The 16,464-nt window shown below is 56.8% G+C and carries 17 protein-coding genes; 12 read left to right on the plus strand and 5 right to left on the minus strand.

Annotated features, from left to right (window positions below):
• Window positions 1-8: 8 nt before the first annotated feature.
• On the minus strand, window positions 9-302 hold the full coding sequence (locus R2940_04715; GenBank protein MEZ4599074.1) for a DUF1540 domain-containing protein: 294 nt from the start codon (window positions 300-302) through the stop codon (window positions 9-11).
• A gap of 295 nt (window positions 303-597) precedes the next feature.
• On the opposite strand from R2940_04715, the gene R2940_04720 reads away from it, so the two are divergent.
• Window positions 598-1,647: a type IV pilus twitching motility protein PilT gene (locus R2940_04720; GenBank protein MEZ4599075.1), complete on the plus strand. Its 1,050-nt coding sequence runs from the start codon at window positions 598-600 to the stop codon at window positions 1,645-1,647.
• 9 nt (window positions 1,648-1,656) lie between these two features.
• Window positions 1,657-2,103: a hypothetical protein gene (locus R2940_04725; protein ID MEZ4599076.1), complete on the plus strand. Its 447-nt coding sequence runs from the start codon at window positions 1,657-1,659 to the stop codon at window positions 2,101-2,103.
• 251 nt (window positions 2,104-2,354) lie between these two features.
• On the opposite strand, the gene R2940_04730 is transcribed toward R2940_04725, so the two are convergent.
• The 3 genes from R2940_04730 to R2940_04740 all read right to left on the minus strand — a co-directional run bounded on the left by R2940_04730 (window position 2,355) and on the right by R2940_04740 (window position 6,231).
• A complete protein-coding gene (locus tag R2940_04730) occupies window positions 2,355-3,713 on the minus strand; it encodes a radical SAM/SPASM family putative metalloenzyme maturase (GenBank protein ID MEZ4599077.1) in 1,359 nt (452 codons plus the stop codon).
• A 296-nt stretch (window positions 3,714-4,009) separates the two neighbouring features.
• Entirely contained in the window at window positions 4,010-4,783 is a 774-nt protein-coding gene (locus tag R2940_04735) for an AMP nucleosidase (GenBank protein MEZ4599078.1), read from the minus strand.
• A gap of 86 nt (window positions 4,784-4,869) precedes the next feature.
• Window positions 4,870-6,231 carry an aldehyde dehydrogenase family protein gene (locus tag R2940_04740; protein MEZ4599079.1) on the minus strand — a complete coding sequence of 454 codons (1,362 nt, stop codon included), beginning with the start codon at window positions 6,229-6,231 and terminating at the stop codon, window positions 4,870-4,872.
• A gap of 39 nt (window positions 6,232-6,270) precedes the next feature.
• Here R2940_04740 and R2940_04745 point away from each other — a divergent pair, with 39 nt between their 5' ends.
• From R2940_04745 to R2940_04785, 9 genes are all read left to right on the plus strand, one after another.
• Window positions 6,271-6,492: a hypothetical protein gene (locus R2940_04745; GenBank protein MEZ4599080.1), complete on the plus strand. Its 222-nt coding sequence runs from the start codon at window positions 6,271-6,273 to the stop codon at window positions 6,490-6,492.
• A 116-nt stretch (window positions 6,493-6,608) separates the two neighbouring features.
• Complete coding sequence (locus R2940_04750; GenBank protein MEZ4599081.1) at window positions 6,609-7,166, plus strand: hypothetical protein; 558 nt, start codon at window positions 6,609-6,611, stop codon at window positions 7,164-7,166.
• A 195-nt stretch (window positions 7,167-7,361) separates the two neighbouring features.
• Window positions 7,362-8,069 carry a LytTR family transcriptional regulator DNA-binding domain-containing protein gene (locus R2940_04755; protein MEZ4599082.1) on the plus strand — a complete coding sequence of 236 codons (708 nt, stop codon included), beginning with the start codon at window positions 7,362-7,364 and terminating at the stop codon, window positions 8,067-8,069.
• 118 nt (window positions 8,070-8,187) lie between these two features.
• Window positions 8,188-10,101: an anaerobic carbon-monoxide dehydrogenase catalytic subunit gene (cooS, locus tag R2940_04760; protein ID MEZ4599083.1), complete on the plus strand. Its 1,914-nt coding sequence runs from the start codon at window positions 8,188-8,190 to the stop codon at window positions 10,099-10,101.
• Window positions 10,102-10,109: 8 nt separating this feature from the next.
• Entirely contained in the window at window positions 10,110-10,973 is an 864-nt protein-coding gene (locus R2940_04765; GenBank protein MEZ4599084.1) for an AAA family ATPase, read from the plus strand.
• The gene (locus tag R2940_04770) at window positions 10,973-11,569 is read left to right on the plus strand and encodes a 4Fe-4S dicluster domain-containing protein (protein ID MEZ4599085.1); all 597 of its coding nucleotides are present in this window, start codon (window positions 10,973-10,975) and stop codon (window positions 11,567-11,569) included. Before R2940_04765 ends, R2940_04770 begins: the two co-directional genes overlap by 1 nt.
• Window positions 11,566-12,795 carry an FAD-dependent oxidoreductase gene (locus R2940_04775; GenBank protein ID MEZ4599086.1) on the plus strand — a complete coding sequence of 410 codons (1,230 nt, stop codon included), beginning with the start codon at window positions 11,566-11,568 and terminating at the stop codon, window positions 12,793-12,795. Before R2940_04770 ends, R2940_04775 begins: the two co-directional genes overlap by 4 nt.
• Before the next feature lie 172 nt (window positions 12,796-12,967).
• Window positions 12,968-13,870: an energy-coupling factor ABC transporter permease gene (locus R2940_04780; protein MEZ4599087.1), complete on the plus strand. Its 903-nt coding sequence runs from the start codon at window positions 12,968-12,970 to the stop codon at window positions 13,868-13,870.
• A gap of 230 nt (window positions 13,871-14,100) precedes the next feature.
• Window positions 14,101-14,346: a hypothetical protein gene (locus R2940_04785; protein ID MEZ4599088.1), complete on the plus strand. Its 246-nt coding sequence runs from the start codon at window positions 14,101-14,103 to the stop codon at window positions 14,344-14,346.
• A 384-nt stretch (window positions 14,347-14,730) separates the two neighbouring features.
• On the opposite strand, the gene mazG is transcribed toward R2940_04785, so the two are convergent.
• A complete protein-coding gene (mazG, locus tag R2940_04790; GenBank protein ID MEZ4599089.1) occupies window positions 14,731-15,549 on the minus strand; it encodes a nucleoside triphosphate pyrophosphohydrolase in 819 nt (272 codons plus the stop codon).
• A gap of 337 nt (window positions 15,550-15,886) precedes the next feature.
• Here mazG and R2940_04795 point away from each other — a divergent pair, with 337 nt between their 5' ends.
• Window positions 15,887-16,438, plus strand: a complete 552-nt coding sequence (locus tag R2940_04795; protein ID MEZ4599090.1) for a DUF177 domain-containing protein — start codon at window positions 15,887-15,889, stop codon at window positions 16,436-16,438.
• Window positions 16,439-16,464: the final 26 nt, after the last annotated feature.

Consider the following 16,464-nt stretch of genomic DNA (forward strand, 5'->3'; position numbering starts at 1 on the left):
ATGGGTTGTCAGTGTTTTTTGTAGGTCAGGCAGTCAGGCTGACCGCTTTTCATTCCGACCTGGATATTGGAGGCGGTACATTCGAAATCCTTGTTATAGGTGCAGTCTTCGGTTTTGCAGGCACCCACTCCGGCAGTCACTTCCTTGACGCCGCCATGAGAGGAGGATTCGAAAAAGGTGTCACAGATCGGTTGATCGGGATTTTCCCCGATGGTAATTGCCAGTGCATGGCAGGCTTTTTCTCTGTTGTAGGCACAGTTGCTGACGGTACAGTCTTTAACCTTGGGCATTTCCATGGGCATGTTCTACCTCCTTTGCCCTCCGGGATGGAACCTCGCCTATCGAACACTATCAGGGGGCCGAAAACTGTCAAGGGCAAGAAAAAATATTAACTTTCGTGTAGTTATGAATTAAGATTTCGACTTGTTTATTAAATTTTGAAATTCCCGTGCTGCAGTCCGTAATGTCAGGCATGCAACTTGCTGGTTCCCCTGGCGGGGACGCTCCGGGTTGCCGGAACGACCTTGCGCCTCACGCCCTGATTGGGCTGCAATGGCATTTTTCAGGTTCCGAATGAATGACCAGGGGACAATACAGATGGCAAAAATTGACGCGCTGTTCAAAATTTTGAAAGAAAAGGGTGGTTCAGACCTTCATCTCAGTCCGGGGAATCCGCCTTTGATCCGGCGTGCGGGGGATCTGGAGCCGATCTTCGACCGACCGATCGGACACGAGCAGAACAAGGCTCTGCTCTACGAGATCATGAGCGAGGCGCAGCGCGCGGTTTTCGAGGAGACCCAGGACCTCGATTTTGCCTACGAAGTGGCGAGCCTGGAGTCCCGTTTTCGGGCCAACATCTTCATGGGAAGGCTCGGCATCAGTGCCGTCTTCCGCCTGATTCCGGCCAAAATCCTGACCGTGGAGCAGTTGGGGCTGCCCCCTGCCGTGCTCAATTTCACCAGCTACAAAAAGGGGATGGTTCTGGTCACCGGACCGACAGGCAGCGGCAAATCGACCACATTGGCCGCGATGATCGATCATGTCAATAAAACGCGCAAGGAGCACATCCTGACCGTCGAGGATCCGGTGGAATTTGTCCACGTCAGCCAGCAGAGCCTTGTCAACCAGCGGGAGGTCGGACGTCACACCCGGTCCTTCGCCGCCGCTCTCAAGGCGGCCCTGCGGGAGGATCCCGATCTGATTCTGGTCGGGGAGATGCGGGATCTGGAAACCATCGAACTGGCCATTACCGCTGCAGAAACCGGTCATCTTGTTTTCGGCACCCTGCACACCAACAGTGCCGCCAAAACGGTGGACAGGATCATCAATGTTTTTCCGACCAATCAGCAGGAACAGATCCGGACCATGCTCGGCGAATCCCTCAAGGGGGTGATCGCCCAGCAGCTGCTGAAAACCGTCGACGGCAAACGCTGCGCCGCACTGGAAATACTTCATGTGAATCCGGCCGTGGCCAATTTGATCCGGGAGGGGAAAACTTTCCAGATCCCTTCGGTGATTCAGACCGGAAAGGCTCAGGGGATGCAGCTGATGGATCAGGCCATCCAGGAATTGCTGGTGGCGGGCAGGATCAATCGGGACGAGGCGCTAAAGTTCGCGTCCAACAAGACCATGTTTCAAGGAGGCTGAAAGACTGATATGACGGAGCAGGTTATTGCAAAAAAGCGGCGCCGGGTTCGGTTTACTCTCATCGACGGCAGCGAAGTTGAAGGAGATGTGTTTCTCTGGCTTTATGAAGTCCGTCACTTCGGGCCGCAGAAGGTGGGGGAACTTCTGAACGGAGAAAGCGGATTCATACCGGTTGCCACCGTGCAGGGTCTGGTCCATCTGAATGTGGTCAACATCGTCACTGTCAGAGCTACCGCCGAGGAAGAGTGGGACGATCTGGACCGGCTGGGGAAAAATTATACCGTCCGAATCAGAACCCGCATCGGTGAGATCAGCGGTGAAATGTTTGTGAACCTCCCCGCCGAAAACAGCCGGGTTAGCGACTGTCTGAGCCAGGCCGACCGCTTTCTGCGGATTTTCTGCGGTGATGAAATCATCTACATCGGTACGCGATTTGTTCTTTCGGTTCAGGATTGAATGGTTATTATAGGGCGTGAGGGATGAGGGGTGAGGAGTGAGGGGTAAAATCAAGATCAAAAGCCGATTTCGATCCCGATCCCGATTTCGATTTGGAAAAGGTTTAAGATCTTCAGGTTTTCAACAAACAACAATGCTGACTAGTGTCCCTTGCGGTTGAAGGCGCAACGCAGGCAGCGGCCAAAAAGGCCGGAATTTGAAGGCAGGATTAACCGCACGGGACACTAGACCCTTTTTCCCGTGAATCGCCCCTACTGGAGGCATTGCAGCAGGCCCATGGCCCACTGGCAGGAACCGCAGGGTTCGTTGTTGGCGAAACAGTCGTGGACGAAATCCTCCTCCTGCACCAGATCGCAGGGGGCCACGCAACAGTTGGCGCAATAGGGATAATCGAACTTCACCACGTTGCCGCGAAAGGTGCGGAATTCATCGCTGTTCCAGATATCCAGAAGCGGACGGTGGTTGACGTTGCCGAATTCCTTGACCTTGACCAGCCGGTCCCAGTCGTTGATATAACAGCGGTACTGGTGCCAGAGGTAGTAACAGGGATGGACGCCCCCGTACCAGGAGATGAAGGCCGAGCCGCCGGTGACGAAATCGCACTTGCGGACAGCTAATGGCGTCGTGACCGGGAGCTTGAGGGCGATTCCCAGCTCATCGGCAACCTGCTGTGCCTCGGCATAGGTGTCCATGACCTCGGCCTGCAGAGCCGAATCCCGCCGCAGCATCTGGATGACGTCGAGAAAAACGTCGGTCCTGCGCGCTTCCTTGCGCATCTGATTGACCAGAGTATTGACCTGGGCGATGCGCGGATCCACCGTATGCTTCAGAACCCGCTCCCTCTCCCAGGACATGTAGTCGTACAGGTAGATATCCAGGTCCATCTCCGCCAGGTGCTTTTTCCATTTGTCGAAGAGTTCGATGGCCGCCTCGCTGGCGTTATGGTAGGTGGTCTGCTTTACCGACGAAGAATCGTATGGCAGGGTTTGGGAGACGATGAAAAAGTCGGCTCCGCGCTCTGCCACCCAGCGAATGGTGTCGGGAAGCTGACGGAAATTCTCCAGCATGGTAACGAATTCCGCGCCGACCTTGAGCCGGCAGTCGGACTGTGAGCGGCGCGCTTCGGCCAGCAGGGCAAAGGCCCGATCCATATCGCTGAGGTCTTCCCCCTGGCGAACCTTGCTGAAGGTTTCGGGCTTGACCCCGTCCACCGACAGGCAGATGCGGTCGAGTCCGGCCTCGACCAGCTTCCGGGCGATTTGCTGATCCAGGAGCAGGCCGTTGGACTGGAAGCCGATCCATGCGCTGTCGGGCATGGCTGAACGGGCTCTGGCAATCCATTCGAGCAGGTGGGGGTGCATGAGCGGTTCGCCGATGCCGTTGAGGACCAGCGATTCGAGACGGGGAAAGGCGGGCTCCAGGGCGGCGAAGGTTTCCCGGCTCATGTCCCCGTCGATGACCCTGCTGTCACAGGACTGCTTGACGCACATCGGGCAGCGCAGATTGCAGAAGGTCGTCGTCTCAACGAACAGCTTGCTCGGGTAGGGCAGAAAGGGAGCTTCCTGCTCGTAGTTGGAGGCCTTTACGGATTTCCGGATATCCATCTTCATCGCTCAATATTCTCCTTGACAGGGACCCTCGACCGCTGATTGTCTTCAGGATACGGGGGATACAACCACAAAACCTTGATCCAGGGCAAGTAATTATAAGATTTTCCCGCTATGAACCTCGGAGACCGTTTTTTCGTTGTCAGTGAAGCGGTAGCGGAACGGTTGTCGTTGTCGTAATCGTAATCGATATTGCGGCAACGACTACGATTACGACAACGACAACGATGGCCCATGCCAGATAGGATTTTTCGAACAAGGGGGCGCGGATCTCCGAGCGGGAGCGGATTGCGACTCTATTAATAGCGAAAATGTTTTATTTTTTCGCCCATTTCACCGATTTCCGTCATCGCTTCGATACCGATCTGCAGGTGGACGTCGGTCCATTGCCGGGACACTTTTTCGTCCATTTCTTCCGTTTTGATGCCCTCGGGGGAGAAGGGCAGATCGGAAACCAGCAGCAGGGCTCCGCGGGAGATGGCGTTGTAGTGGCCGACGATGAACAGGGTGGCCGTTTCCATGTCGATGGCAATGCAGGTCATGGCCTGCAGCCGTTTCAGAAATTCCCGGTCGTGTTCCCACAGCCGGCGATTGGTGGTGTAAACGACCCCTGTGCGGTAATCGTGGCCATGGGCCAGGATCTTCTCGGAAACAAACTTGTGCAGTTTGAAGGAAGGCAGGGCGGGCACCTGCTGAGGAAAGTATTCATCGCTGGTCCCTTCACTGCGGATGGCGGCAATAGGCAGGATGAAGTGGCCGATTTCCGAGGACGTTTTCAAACCGCCGCATTTTCCCAACAGCAGAACTCCCCTGGGTCTGCGCGCACTCAGCAGGTCCATGATGGTGGCTGCATTGGCCGAACCCATGCCGAAATGGATCATGGTCAGGCCCTGGGAATTGGTTGCGGAGGGCATCGGCCTGTCCACGCCCCGGATTTCACAGTTGAATCTTGCCGCAAAACGGTTCAGGTAAGCGCGGAAATTGGTCAGGAGAACATAATCGCCGATTTCATCCAGCGTCGATCCCGTATACCGTGGCAGCCAGTTTCTGGCGATGTCCAGCTTTTCAGTCATTCGATCCGCCCTCCTTCTGCACTAACAGCAATCCGGCGAAGCCGGAATTCCGACGGTTCGGGCCGGAACCGCCGGAATCAACAAACTTACTCATCCTCCGTTTCGGGTTTGTTGCGCAGGGCGGCCCGCTTGATGTTGAGCAGGTGACGATAGTTGATGTTGTCCGTGGTTACATTGCCGCCCGCGGTGCCGCAGCCCAGGGTCATGGAGGGAACCAGTTCGTTGTACAACTGTCCCACGGAACCGTGAGCGGAAGGAGCGTTGAGGACCACCCGGTTGGCGGGAACCGCCAGCGAAAACTCCTTGAGGACTTCATCGTCATGGGAGTAGCAGGTGGCGGTATGGCCGGCCCCGCCGAACTCGAGCTGCTTGATGCAGGTCGCGATTGCCTCGTCCTTGCCCCTGGCAACCATATAGCCGAGGACCGGGGAAAGTTTTTCATGGCTCAGCATGTCCTCCGGTCCTATACGACTGACATCCAGCGGCACCATCAGCAGCTTGGTGTCGTCAGGCACATCGAACCCCGCGAGTCTTGCAATCACCTGAGGGGACTGCCCGATGATCTTTTGGCTTGGAACACCTTTTTCCTCGTCGAACATGACTTTGGCCAGCTTCGACTTTTCATCTTCGCTGCAGATGAATGCTCCCCTTTCGGCAAACATCCTTAAAGCTTTTTCGGCGATGTTCTCGTCGTCGAAGATGACGCTCTGATCCGCCGAGCAGAGGGTGCCGTGGTCGAAGGTCTTGGAGGCGATGATGTTGTTGACAGCCATGCTCAGATTGGCGGTTTTTTCCACATAGACCGGAACATTGCCCGGTCCAACTCCCAGTGCCGGATGGCCCGAGCTGTAGGCGGCCTTGACCAGAGCGCCGCCGCCGGTGGCGATGACCAGGTTGACCTTCGGATGGGTGATGAGCAGGTTGGTGGCCTCGATGGACGGTTCTTCGATCCACTGTATGCAGTTCTGAGGCGCCCCCGCGGCGATGGCAGCGTCTCTCAGCAGGGTGGCGGCTGCGGCGCTGCATCCCTGGGCCCGGGGATGGAAGGCGAAGACGATGACGTTGCGGCCCTTCAAGGAAATGAGGGCTTTGAACATGGTGGTGGAGGTCGGGTTTGTGGTGGGGGTAACGGCCACCACGATCCCGAAAGGTTCAGCGATTTCGATGATGCCATCGTTTTCACTGATGATGCCCACCGAGGGCTTGTCCTTCAGGTACTCATAAACCACATGGCAGCCGATGTGGTTTTTGACGACCTTGTCCTCGACCTTTCCCATGCCCGTTTCTTCTACGGCCATTTCCGCCAGTTTCCTTTCGTTGGCGGTTCCGGCCTTTTCCATGGCCGCGATGATCGAGTCGACCTGCGTCTGCTCATATTTCTTGAACTGTGCCGCGGCGGCGCGGGCATTGACAATCAGTTCCTCTATCCTGTTCTTGACATCGGTCATGACGAAATCTCCTTTCCTGTTTCTCCCATGAATCGCCCGATGATGATCACGGGCGGGACAATCGTTCCTGCGAATTTTTTGGGAGATGCTCATTATTATACCGCAGTCGCCTTGGAAAACGGGCAGGACCGGCAGGGTTTTGCAGGAAAATCGATTGACAGGATGAAAGCTTCTCGGTTAGAAGTGCCTCAAGGCGATCGGCATTGGATCCTGCGACGCGCGATTTTTATTTCCAGCGATATGGGTTCTCTTTTTGTATAATGAGACGCAAAGCCTTTCAGGATACATTGCTGGACATTCTGGTTTAGAAATAATCCGGGGACGGGGCTGTCTCTGCCCTTGATGAAAAGTATTCAAAGTCGAAGGAGGAGTCTGACATGGACAGGGAACAATATGTGCTCTACAGCGGTGGGGCCAATGGAGCGGAAGCAGCTTTCGGTGCCAATGCCGAATGTTTCGGCATCGACGAGGTCAATTTCACGTTCGAGGGGCACAAGATCGAGCGGCAGCGAGGACTGCGCTTTCTGACTCACGAAGAACTCAAGAACGGCGATTTCAGTCTCGAATATGTCTCGCGCCTGCTGAGTCGGCGCTATTCGGAGAGTCGCAGCATCCGCAAGATTCTGCAGAGCATCTGGTACCAGATCAACAACGGCCAGGAAATCTATGTGGTCGGCGAAATTCAGGATGACAATACCGTCAAGGGCGGCACCGGATGGGGCGCCGAATTCGCCAAGCTCTGCAACAAGCCTCTGTGGGTCTTCGATCAGAAGCAGGACGGCTGGTTCCGCTGGAACCAGTCGGCATGGGTGCCGTGCCAGGGGGCCGATCAGCCGGTTATCCGCCATCCCCACTTTACCGGGACTGGCACCCGCTACCTGCAGGAAAACGGCAAAAAGGCGATCGAGGAACTGTTCGCCCGTTCCTTTGCCTAAAACAGATTCGAATCGATGACTCGGCCGGCAGTTTCGGGATCTCCCCAAAGCTGCCGGTTTTTTTTAGGGACCCAGTGTCCAGAAGTCTGCTTTCCGCCTGTAATCAGGGCTGGCCTTTTCCCCCCGGTTGCTGCTAGAATCCTGGCAGAAGAAAAATTTCCCTGATTCCGGTCCTTTAGAATGTTGAACGGCCAGATGGACAACAAGAACCTGCTCGAACATCTCGAGAAGCTGGATCCGGGTATCGTCCTGTTCGGCAACGACTTCTCGGTATCCCACATCAATCATGCCCTGATGCTGATCTTTCGGGATGTACCCCGGGAGGAGTTGCTCGGCAGGGATCTGATGGAGATGCACGGTCCCAAATCCCGGGAGCGGCTGAAAGAGGTCTTTTCCCTCATGAAGGATTCGACCCGGTCGATCCCCTTTTCCATCAAGCGGATGAACAGCGGGGACCAGGAGCGGTTCCTCCTGCTGAAATTGATGCCGCTGGTGGACAAGGAGTTCAAGGATTCCCTGAACTGCTGCCTGGTCTACGATATCACCTCCTTTATCACCACCTCCCAGCACGATCTGGTCAAGATTCCCGTGACTGCAGGAAACGGCATCCGGCTCATTGATCCGGCCGAAGTGCTCTATCTGAAGGCGGAAAACATCTATTCCAAGGTCATAACCGCCAGGGGGGAATTTCTTTGCGATCTTGGTCTCGGAGTGCTGGAGGAGGGGGTGTCCAAAAGCAGTTTCTATCGCATCCACCGCAGCTACATTGTGAATCTCGGCAAGATCGACAAGATCGACCGCGAAAACGGGTCCCTGACCGTCAGCCTCGAAAATTGCGATGCCCGTCTCCCGGTCAGCCGCACCCGGGCAAGGGAATTTCTTGCCAGGATCGGCCTTCGATGAAGACCGTTCACTTGTTTAATCCGCCATTCACAATCAATTCATTGCAACCCGCCATTAATTCTGTCTAGAATTCCCGCAGTATTTTAGTCGGATCAGTCTTTACCTTCAAGGAGCCGCCATGTTTGAAAAACCGGACTGCCGCAGCGTCGATTCCGCAGCGGTGAAAATGCTGAAGATCGCCGATGCCCACGGACTGGAAACCGCCTGGGATCGTCTGGAGAAACAACAGCCGCAATGCGGTTACGGACAGCTCGGCACCTGCTGCCGCAACTGTTCCATGGGGCCCTGCCGGATCGACCCCTTGGGGGAAGGTCCGCAAAAAGGGGTTTGTGGCAGCAATGCAGACACCATGGTCGCCAGGAACCTGGCCCGCATGGCCGCAGCAGGATCCTCGGCCCATTCCGATCACGGCCGCAAGGTGGCCCTGCTGCTGAAGGATGTGGCAACCGGACGGAACACCGACTACAGCATCATTAATCCCGATAAGCTGTTTGTCGTCGCCGGTCGCCTCGGCATTCCCGCCGAAGGGCGGGAGACCCTTGAGGTCGCAAACGACGTCGCCGATCTGGCCATCGCCTGTTTCGGGGCGCAGGGGGAGGAGACCCTCCCCATTGTCTTGAAATACATGCCGAAAAAACGCCTCGAGCTGTTGAAAAACGTTGAAAAAACCCTGGGAGAATTGACCGGCGCCCGCATCGGTCTGCTGCCGAGGGGTATCGACCGTGAAGTGGTCGACATCATGCATCGAACCCATTTCGGCTGCGACGCCGATCCTCTGTCGCTGGTCGCCCAGGCGCTGCGCTGCTCCTTCGGTGACGGGTGGGGCGGGTCGCTGATCGCCACCGAATGCCAGGACATCCTCTTCGGCTCGCCGACGGTGCGGACCATCAAGGCCAATCTCGGGGTGCTGGATCCGGACATGGTCAACGTGCTGGTTCACGGCCACGAACCGGTGCTGTCGGAAAAGGTCGTGGAATGGGCCCGCTCTCCGGAAATGGCGCAGGCCGCCAAAGCCGTCGGCGCAAAAGGAGTCAACGTCGCCGGTCTCTGCTGTACCGGCAACGAGATCCTGATGCGCCAGGGGGTCAACGTGGCGGGCAACCTGCTGCACAGCGAACTGGCCATCATGACCGGGGCGGTGGAGGCGATGGTGGTCGACGTGCAGTGCATCTTCCCCTCCCTGGCCGACCTTTCCTCCTGCTTCCACACCCGGTTCATCACCACCAGCGAGCAGACCAACATCCCCGGCGCGCTGCATATCCAGTTTGAGGAGAAAGACGCCAACGCCATTGCCCGGCGGATCATCCAGACCGCCATCGACGCCTTCCCCAACCGCAATCAGGCCAAAGTCTATATCCCCCAGGAGACGGAAGAGGCCATGGTCGGCTTCACCGTCGAGCAGATTCTGGCCGCTCTGGGCGGCAAGCCTGATCCCCTGGTGGAGGTTATCGCCAACGGCACCATCAAAGGTGTGGTCGGGCTGGTCGGCTGCAACAACGTCAAGGTGCAGCAGGACTTCTTCCATCTGGCCCTGACCCGGGAGCTGATCAAACGGGACATCCTGGTGGTCGGTACCGGCTGCTGGGCGATTGCCGCGGCCAAGGCCGGTTTGATGAACACGCGGGCCCAAAGCCTCGCCGGCCCCGGACTCAAGGCGGTGTGCGAACAGCTCGGCATTCCCCCGGTGCTGCATATGGGCTCCTGCGTCGACTGTTCGCGGATGCTGGTTCTGACCGGGGCGCTGGCCGATCATCTCGGTGTCGACACGGCCGCCCTGCCCGTTGTCGGGTCGGCACCGGAATGGACGACGGAAAAAGCCGTGGCCATCGGTTCCTATTTTGTCGGCAGCGGCCTGCCGGTGCACCTCTGGCCCGTGCCGCCGATTCTCGGTTCGGCCGCTGTCACCAAGATCCTGACGGAGTCCGCGAAGGACCTCCTTGGCGGCTACTTCTTCGTGGAAGAGGACCCCATCGCGACCGCCGACCGGATGGAAGCGATCATCATGGAAAAACGGGCCGGACTCGGCCTGTGAGGGGGAGGATGATGACCAACAAAGGATTTCGCGTCGTCATCACCGGCAAGGGCGGTGTCGGCAAAACCACCCTGACCAGCTGCCTGGCCAAAATCCTTGGTCAGCGCGGGATCAGGGTGCTGGCCGCCGACGAGGATCCGCAGATGAATCTGCCCCACGCCCTCGGTCTGCCGGCCGATCAGGTCAAGGGGATCGTGCCGCTCAGCCGGAATCCCGACTACATCGAGGAGAAGACCGGGGCCCGTCCCGGCAAGTCCTTCGGCGCCCTGTTCCGCCTCAATCCCAATGTCGAGGACGTTGTGGACCGGTTCGGGGTGCGGATCGACGAAAAACTCAGCCTGCTCGTCATGGGGACTGTTGTCCAGGCGGCAGCCGGCTGCCTCTGCTCGGAAAATGTGCTTCTCGACTCGGTCCTGAACTACCTGGCCCTCCGGGAGGAGGAAGCGATCCTGCTTGATACCCAGGCCGGGGTGGAACATTTCGGCCGGGCCCTGGCAAAGGGTTTTTCCCAATGCCTGGTGGTCAGCGATCTCTCCTTCAATGCCCTTTCGGTGGCGGCCCATGCCGCCGAACTCGCCCGCCAGCTCGGCATCCCCCGCATTCATCTGGTTGTCAACCGCTATCGGGAGGAAGTCGGGGATAAGCTGGAGGCTTTTGCCAGGATGGCCGGAAAGGACACAGGAGCCCTGTTCGATGCCATTCATACACTCCCCGGCGAGTGCCGTTTCGAGGAACTTGAGCCTGACGTCACCCGGATCCTCGAACAGGACAGCGCGTATGTGACGGCCGTGAATGCCTTGGCCGACGAAATGATTGCGTTTCAGACTTCCTCCGCCGATGCCCTTGCAAAGGCGGAAGAGGGGAGGCTTTGATGAAGAAGATCTTTGTCGACTATAAAAAGTGCGTCGCCTGCAAGGCCTGTGAAACGGCCTGTGCCGTGGCTCACCACCCGAGCGGCACCCTTTTCGGACTGGTGGGTGACGGCAAAACCCAGGTCAATGTGCGGGTGCTGGGAGTGGAGCATGAAGCCTTTCCGGTTTCCTGCCGGCACTGCGATCCGGCCGCCTGTCTTTCCGCCTGCCCCTCGGGGGCCCTGCAAAGGGATCCGGACACAGGGGCTGTGGTACTCAATCCGAAAAAGTGTAAAGCCTGCGCCATGTGCGCCATGGTCTGCCCCTTCGACGCCATCTCCTTCAAGATTACCCATGCTTCTCCCCACGGACGGGAAATCGCCTACAAGTGCGATCTGTGCCATGAGGAGTTGAAGAAAGGGGAAACCCCGGCCTGTGTTTCGGCTTGCCACTCGGGGGCTCTGGTATTTCGCGAATCGGAGCCTCTGCGGGAAAACAGAGCGGTGAAGAACCTCAAGATCTATCTGCTGGGGGAAGGGGGAGAGCCGCCTCTGTTCGCCCTCTACCGGGAACTCCGCCGCAAAGCTTTTGCCCGGCGGCGGGAGAGTGAATCATGAAGATCGTGACCGTCGGCACCGGCATGGCCGCGGCCGAATTCGTGCAGAACCTGCGTCAGGGAGGCTTTGCCGGCGAGATCGTGATGATCAGCGACGAACCTTATGCTCCCTATTCGCCCTGCATCATACCTTTCTTCCTGGCGGGGGAACCCCTTGCCGATGTTTTCTGGAAAGGAGAGGATTTCTATAATCGCTACGGAGTGACCACCCGCCTGTCTGAAAAGGTGGTCGAGGTGGATGCCGAACGGCGGCAGGTCAGGACCGAATCGGGCCGGGTGGAGGGCTACGACCGGCTGTTCTTTGCGGCGGGGGCGAGGAGCTGGTTTCCGCGGCCCGAATGGCTCGAAACGGAAGGGGTCCATGGTTTTAAAAGTCTGTCGGACATGCTGGACATCGACCGGCAGATCCGTGAGGAGGCCTGTTCGCGCGCTGTCGTTTTCGGCGGAGGTTTTATCGGTACCGACGCTGCCCTCGCCCTCTGGCACCGGGGGCTGCAGGTCACCCTGGTGCATCGGAACAACCGACTGCTGTCGCAGATGACCGATGTGGAAGGCGGGCAGTTCGCCACCCGAAAACTCGCCGAAAAAACCAGCCTGGATATCCGGTTGGGAACCGAGGTAGCCGGTATCGAGAGGCGGGACGGGCGCCTGGCAGGTGTACAACTGACCGATGGCACCCGGATCGAAACCTCCCTGCTGATCATCGCTACGGGGGTGACACCAAATTCCGGCCCCCTGACCGGCGATGATCGGGGCGTTTCCGCAACGCAGGATCTGCTGGCCGACCCCCTGATTTACGTTGCCGGGGATGTGGCCCTGACCCGGCATGCCGTCGACGGTCGGCCGGGACTTTATGCCATGGCGCCCAATGCCGTGGAACAGGCGCGGACGGCTGCAAGGCAGGTCCTTGGGGAACCGGTTCTTTTCAGCGGTTCCGTCAATACCAACGTTCTGCGTAAACACCTCGATTTTCCCGTCCTTTCGGTCGGGCGCTTTGAAGGAGAGGCCGTAACTTTCGAAAGAGGAGATCTGTTTCGGCGGGTCTATCTCCGGGAGGGACGCATCAATGGTTATATTCTGGTTGGAGACACCCGCCTTTGCGGGTATCTGTATGACCTCTATCGGGCGCAAACGCTCATTGGAAGGGATATCGGACCGTTGCTTGCGGACACCCGGGGGGACTGGTATTATCGCAGCGTAATGGGGCTGGCCGGAGCGATAGGCTGAATCGACTGGACGAATCTATTTCTCGAAATCGGGCATTTGCTTTGGATTTTGCATAAAAAGGCTAACCCCCGATTTCGATTGCGATAGCGATTTCGATTTGGAAAACCATAAGGCTAAAAAGCAGGATTAGTGTTGAACGAAACTTACGGAACATCTCACTAGGAGGAATACCATGCATATACCCGATCCGATGCTTCAGGGCGCGGTTTGCCCTGTCACCATAGCTATCGCTGCTGGAGGCGTAGCGGCCGCGGTCGCTGTTGTTTCGAAATCAGGGAAAAATCAGGATCTGACGAAATTCGCTGCGGTGACCTCCCTGATTTTTGCCGGACAGATGCTGAATTTTCCCATTGCCAACGGAACCTCAGGGCATCTTCTGGGCGGGGTTTTGGCAGCTGCCCTGCTCGGAGCGCCTCTGGGGGTTCTGTCCATGACCTTTGTTCTGGCTGTTCAGGCACTGATTTTTGGAGATGGCGGGATGGTGGCCCTGGGGGCGAACGTCACCAACATGGCGCTGATTGGAGTCGGTGTCGGCGCCCTGATGAACGAAGTCCTCCGCCACAGGGTTGATACGAAACTTCTGCAGCGGGCCTTGTTGTATGGCCTGGCTGCCTGGTTTTCCGTAATGCTGGCCGCCCTTGGGGTGTGTGTAGAGTTGACCGCTTCCGGAGCCGTCGAATTCGGCAGGGTGGTGCCGGCCATGCTTGGCAGTCATGCCTTGATAGGTATCGGGGAAGGACTCATTACCGGGGCCTGTCTGGCTCTCCTTGGTCGTGAAAACGCTGCTTTCGGTTTTTCCAAAAAGCTGGCCCTGACCCTTGCCGTTGCCTGCGGCGCGGGTCTGTTTCTGAGCCCGTTTGCCAGCAGTTTTCCCGACGGTCTGGAAATGGTGGCCGAATCCCTGAAGTTTCTCCCGGTAATGGAGGTGGTCAGGTTTGCTCCTCTTGCGGATTATACTGTTCCCGGTGTTGGGCATCCGGGACTTGCTACAGGACTGGCTGGTCTTATCGGAGTTCTGCTCACCTTTACCGGTGCCCTGCTGGTCGGACGTGGGTTTCAGAAAGTCGGTTCCTGATACGGGACGACTCTCCAAGATTCATAACAAAAGGGGGATGATGTGAATACATCATCCCCTGTTTTTTTTAAAACATCCTGAAACTTCGAGGATATTGCGAGGGGGGACAAAAAAATTAGTTAAAACCAACAAAAATGAAAAAATTGCGGTAGAATAACGGGAATGAGCTGGCAGGCCCTCCCAGGGTCACTGTCAAAGGTCCGTCAAATTTTCAGAAGGAGGTGAACCCCTTGAAGAAACTGGTTCTGATCTGGAGTATGGTGCTGATGGCCGCCCTCACTGTTGTTGCCTGCGAAACGCAGGAGGAAACCGCTCCGCCCGCAACGACCGAGCAGCCCGCTGAAACCGTTGAGCAGCCCGCTGAAACCGTTGAGCCGCCTGCTGAAACCGTTGAGCCGCCTGCTGAAACCGTTGAGCCGCCTGCTGAGCAGCCTGCTGAAACCCCTGAAAACGAGGGTCGGGTTATAGAAGAGTAGCGGTCGAGTGAAGTCCTCCTGCCGAGCAGGGGGGGAAGAATCCGTGGAAAAGCCTGTTGGAATTGCCGACAGGCTTTTTCACGTCTATTAGCTCTCGTAATCTCTGTTGTAAAGACGCCGAAAAATCGGGGTTTGCCCGATGGGATAGGAAATAACCGCAAAACTTGTGGTCAATTCGGAAAGACCGCCCGGGTGTTTCCTTGAACAGTCAATGCAGATGCGTAAGCTTTTAGAATTCAATGACTTAACTATGTGCCTAAATATTGGGCATGTTGTTGGGTGCCCGCTGGAGTGCAGGTCATGGCCGTCTGTAAACAGGGTTGTTCACAGAGGGTCCACAGCTTTTGTTGAAAAGGTGGCGAGTCGATTGATTGACCGTTGTTTTTAGTCCCGAGTCTGTTTTTCGTCTTCCAGTTTTTTGGCCGATTGCCAAAGCTCGCTCATTTCCTCCAGTGAGGTGTCCTGAAAATGACGACCGGTTTCACCCAGGGTCTTTTCGATATGGGAAAACCGAAAAATGAACCGGTCAATGGTTTTGCGCAGTGCGCCTTCGGGATCTATGTTCAGAAACCGACCCAGATTGGCGATGGCAAACAGCATGTCCCCCAGCTCATTTTCCATGGACTGCTGATCCCCTGACTGAAGAGCGGCCTCAAACTCGGCAATCTCCTCATGAACCTTTGCAAAAACACCATCCACTTTCGGCCAATCGAATCCCGCTCTACTTGCGCGGGCGGTCAGCTTGCTTGCTCGCATCAGGGCGGGGAGGGCCTGCGGGACCTGCCCGAGGACGGACTTCCCGGCGCTGCTTGCAGATGACTTTTCCTGGGCTTTGATGTTTTCCCACTGGACGGTAACCTCTTCCGGTGTGCGGCAGCGGGCGTCGGAAAAGACATGGGGATGCCGTCGAACGAGTTTTTCAGCAATGCCCTCGACCACATTCCGGATGTCAAATTCACCTCTTTCTTCATAGATGCGGGCCTGAAACACGATCTGCAGCAGCAGGTCGCCCAGCTCTTCACGGACAGCATCAGAATTTCCATCGTCTATCGCTTCCAGAAGCTCGTAGGCCTCTTCCAGAAGATAGGGTTTCAGGCTTTCCGGTGTTTGCTGCGCATCCCATGGGCAGCCTTCTGGCGAGCGGAGCCTGGACATGATGCCGAGAAGGGAAATAAAAGATTTGCCAGCGGAATCCATTTCCATGTCGTCCTCCGGGTGTGTGTTTATTTAAAAAGTGGTGATGTGTGTCGGGGAGGGAACACCCGAGCCTTTCTAACCCAGTCTTTATCGGAATGCAAGGAAATGGAAAATCTTTGTACCGCTACTGAAATAAACCCTTGCATTGAGTCGGCGGATGAGCTAGTTAGTGACCATCCGGTCACGGCGGATGGTACAGTATTGTTATCCGAGGTGAATCGAGGGAGAGCCCGAAGGCCCTGCAAGCGGCGTAAGGACGGGCTTTCAATGGTCTGATTTTCCTTGACAAAGCAGGGGCAAGCTTTATACTACGCGCTTATTCGCGACGGTGGAGACAATGGGATTGCTCATTCAAATCGAACGGATAAAAGCCCCTGGGCTGATTCTCGATCTGGAAGAGTCCCCCGAGACCTTCCCCGTTCTTCGGGAGATGGAAGAGGCAGGAGAATGTTGCTTCCCCTCTCCGGTGAAGGTACACCTGCGGGCCTTCCGCCTGCAGGAGATGGTCGAAGTTGAGGGGCAGGTCGAAACCATCGCCCGTTTCCCCTGCAGCCGCTGTCTGAATGAATTCGATCTGAAGGTGGAAGAGGGTTTTGCCGTCGCCTTCACCCGGCAGTTGCCCGAAGTTCAGGATGAGGAAGAAGAAGGGGCGGAGTTGACTGCCGAGGATATGGGTCTGATTCTTTTCCAGGGTGACGAAATTGATCTGACCGACGCGATTCAGGAGCAGGTGGTGATGGCCCTCCCGGTCCGCCCGCTGTGCCGGCCGGAATGCAAAGGGCTCTGTTCTCAATGCGGCGCTGATCTCAACCTCGGAGACTGCGGATGTGATCGCGGCGATTTCAACATCAAGTTTTCGGTTCTGAAGGATTTCAAGGTCAAAAAGAAGAAGTAGCCTTCTCCTATTAATTCAATGTCCCG

The sequence above is a fragment of the Syntrophotaleaceae bacterium genome (assembly GCA_041390365.1).
Taxonomy (GTDB): Bacteria; Desulfobacterota; Desulfuromonadia; order Desulfuromonadales; family Syntrophotaleaceae; genus JAWKQB01.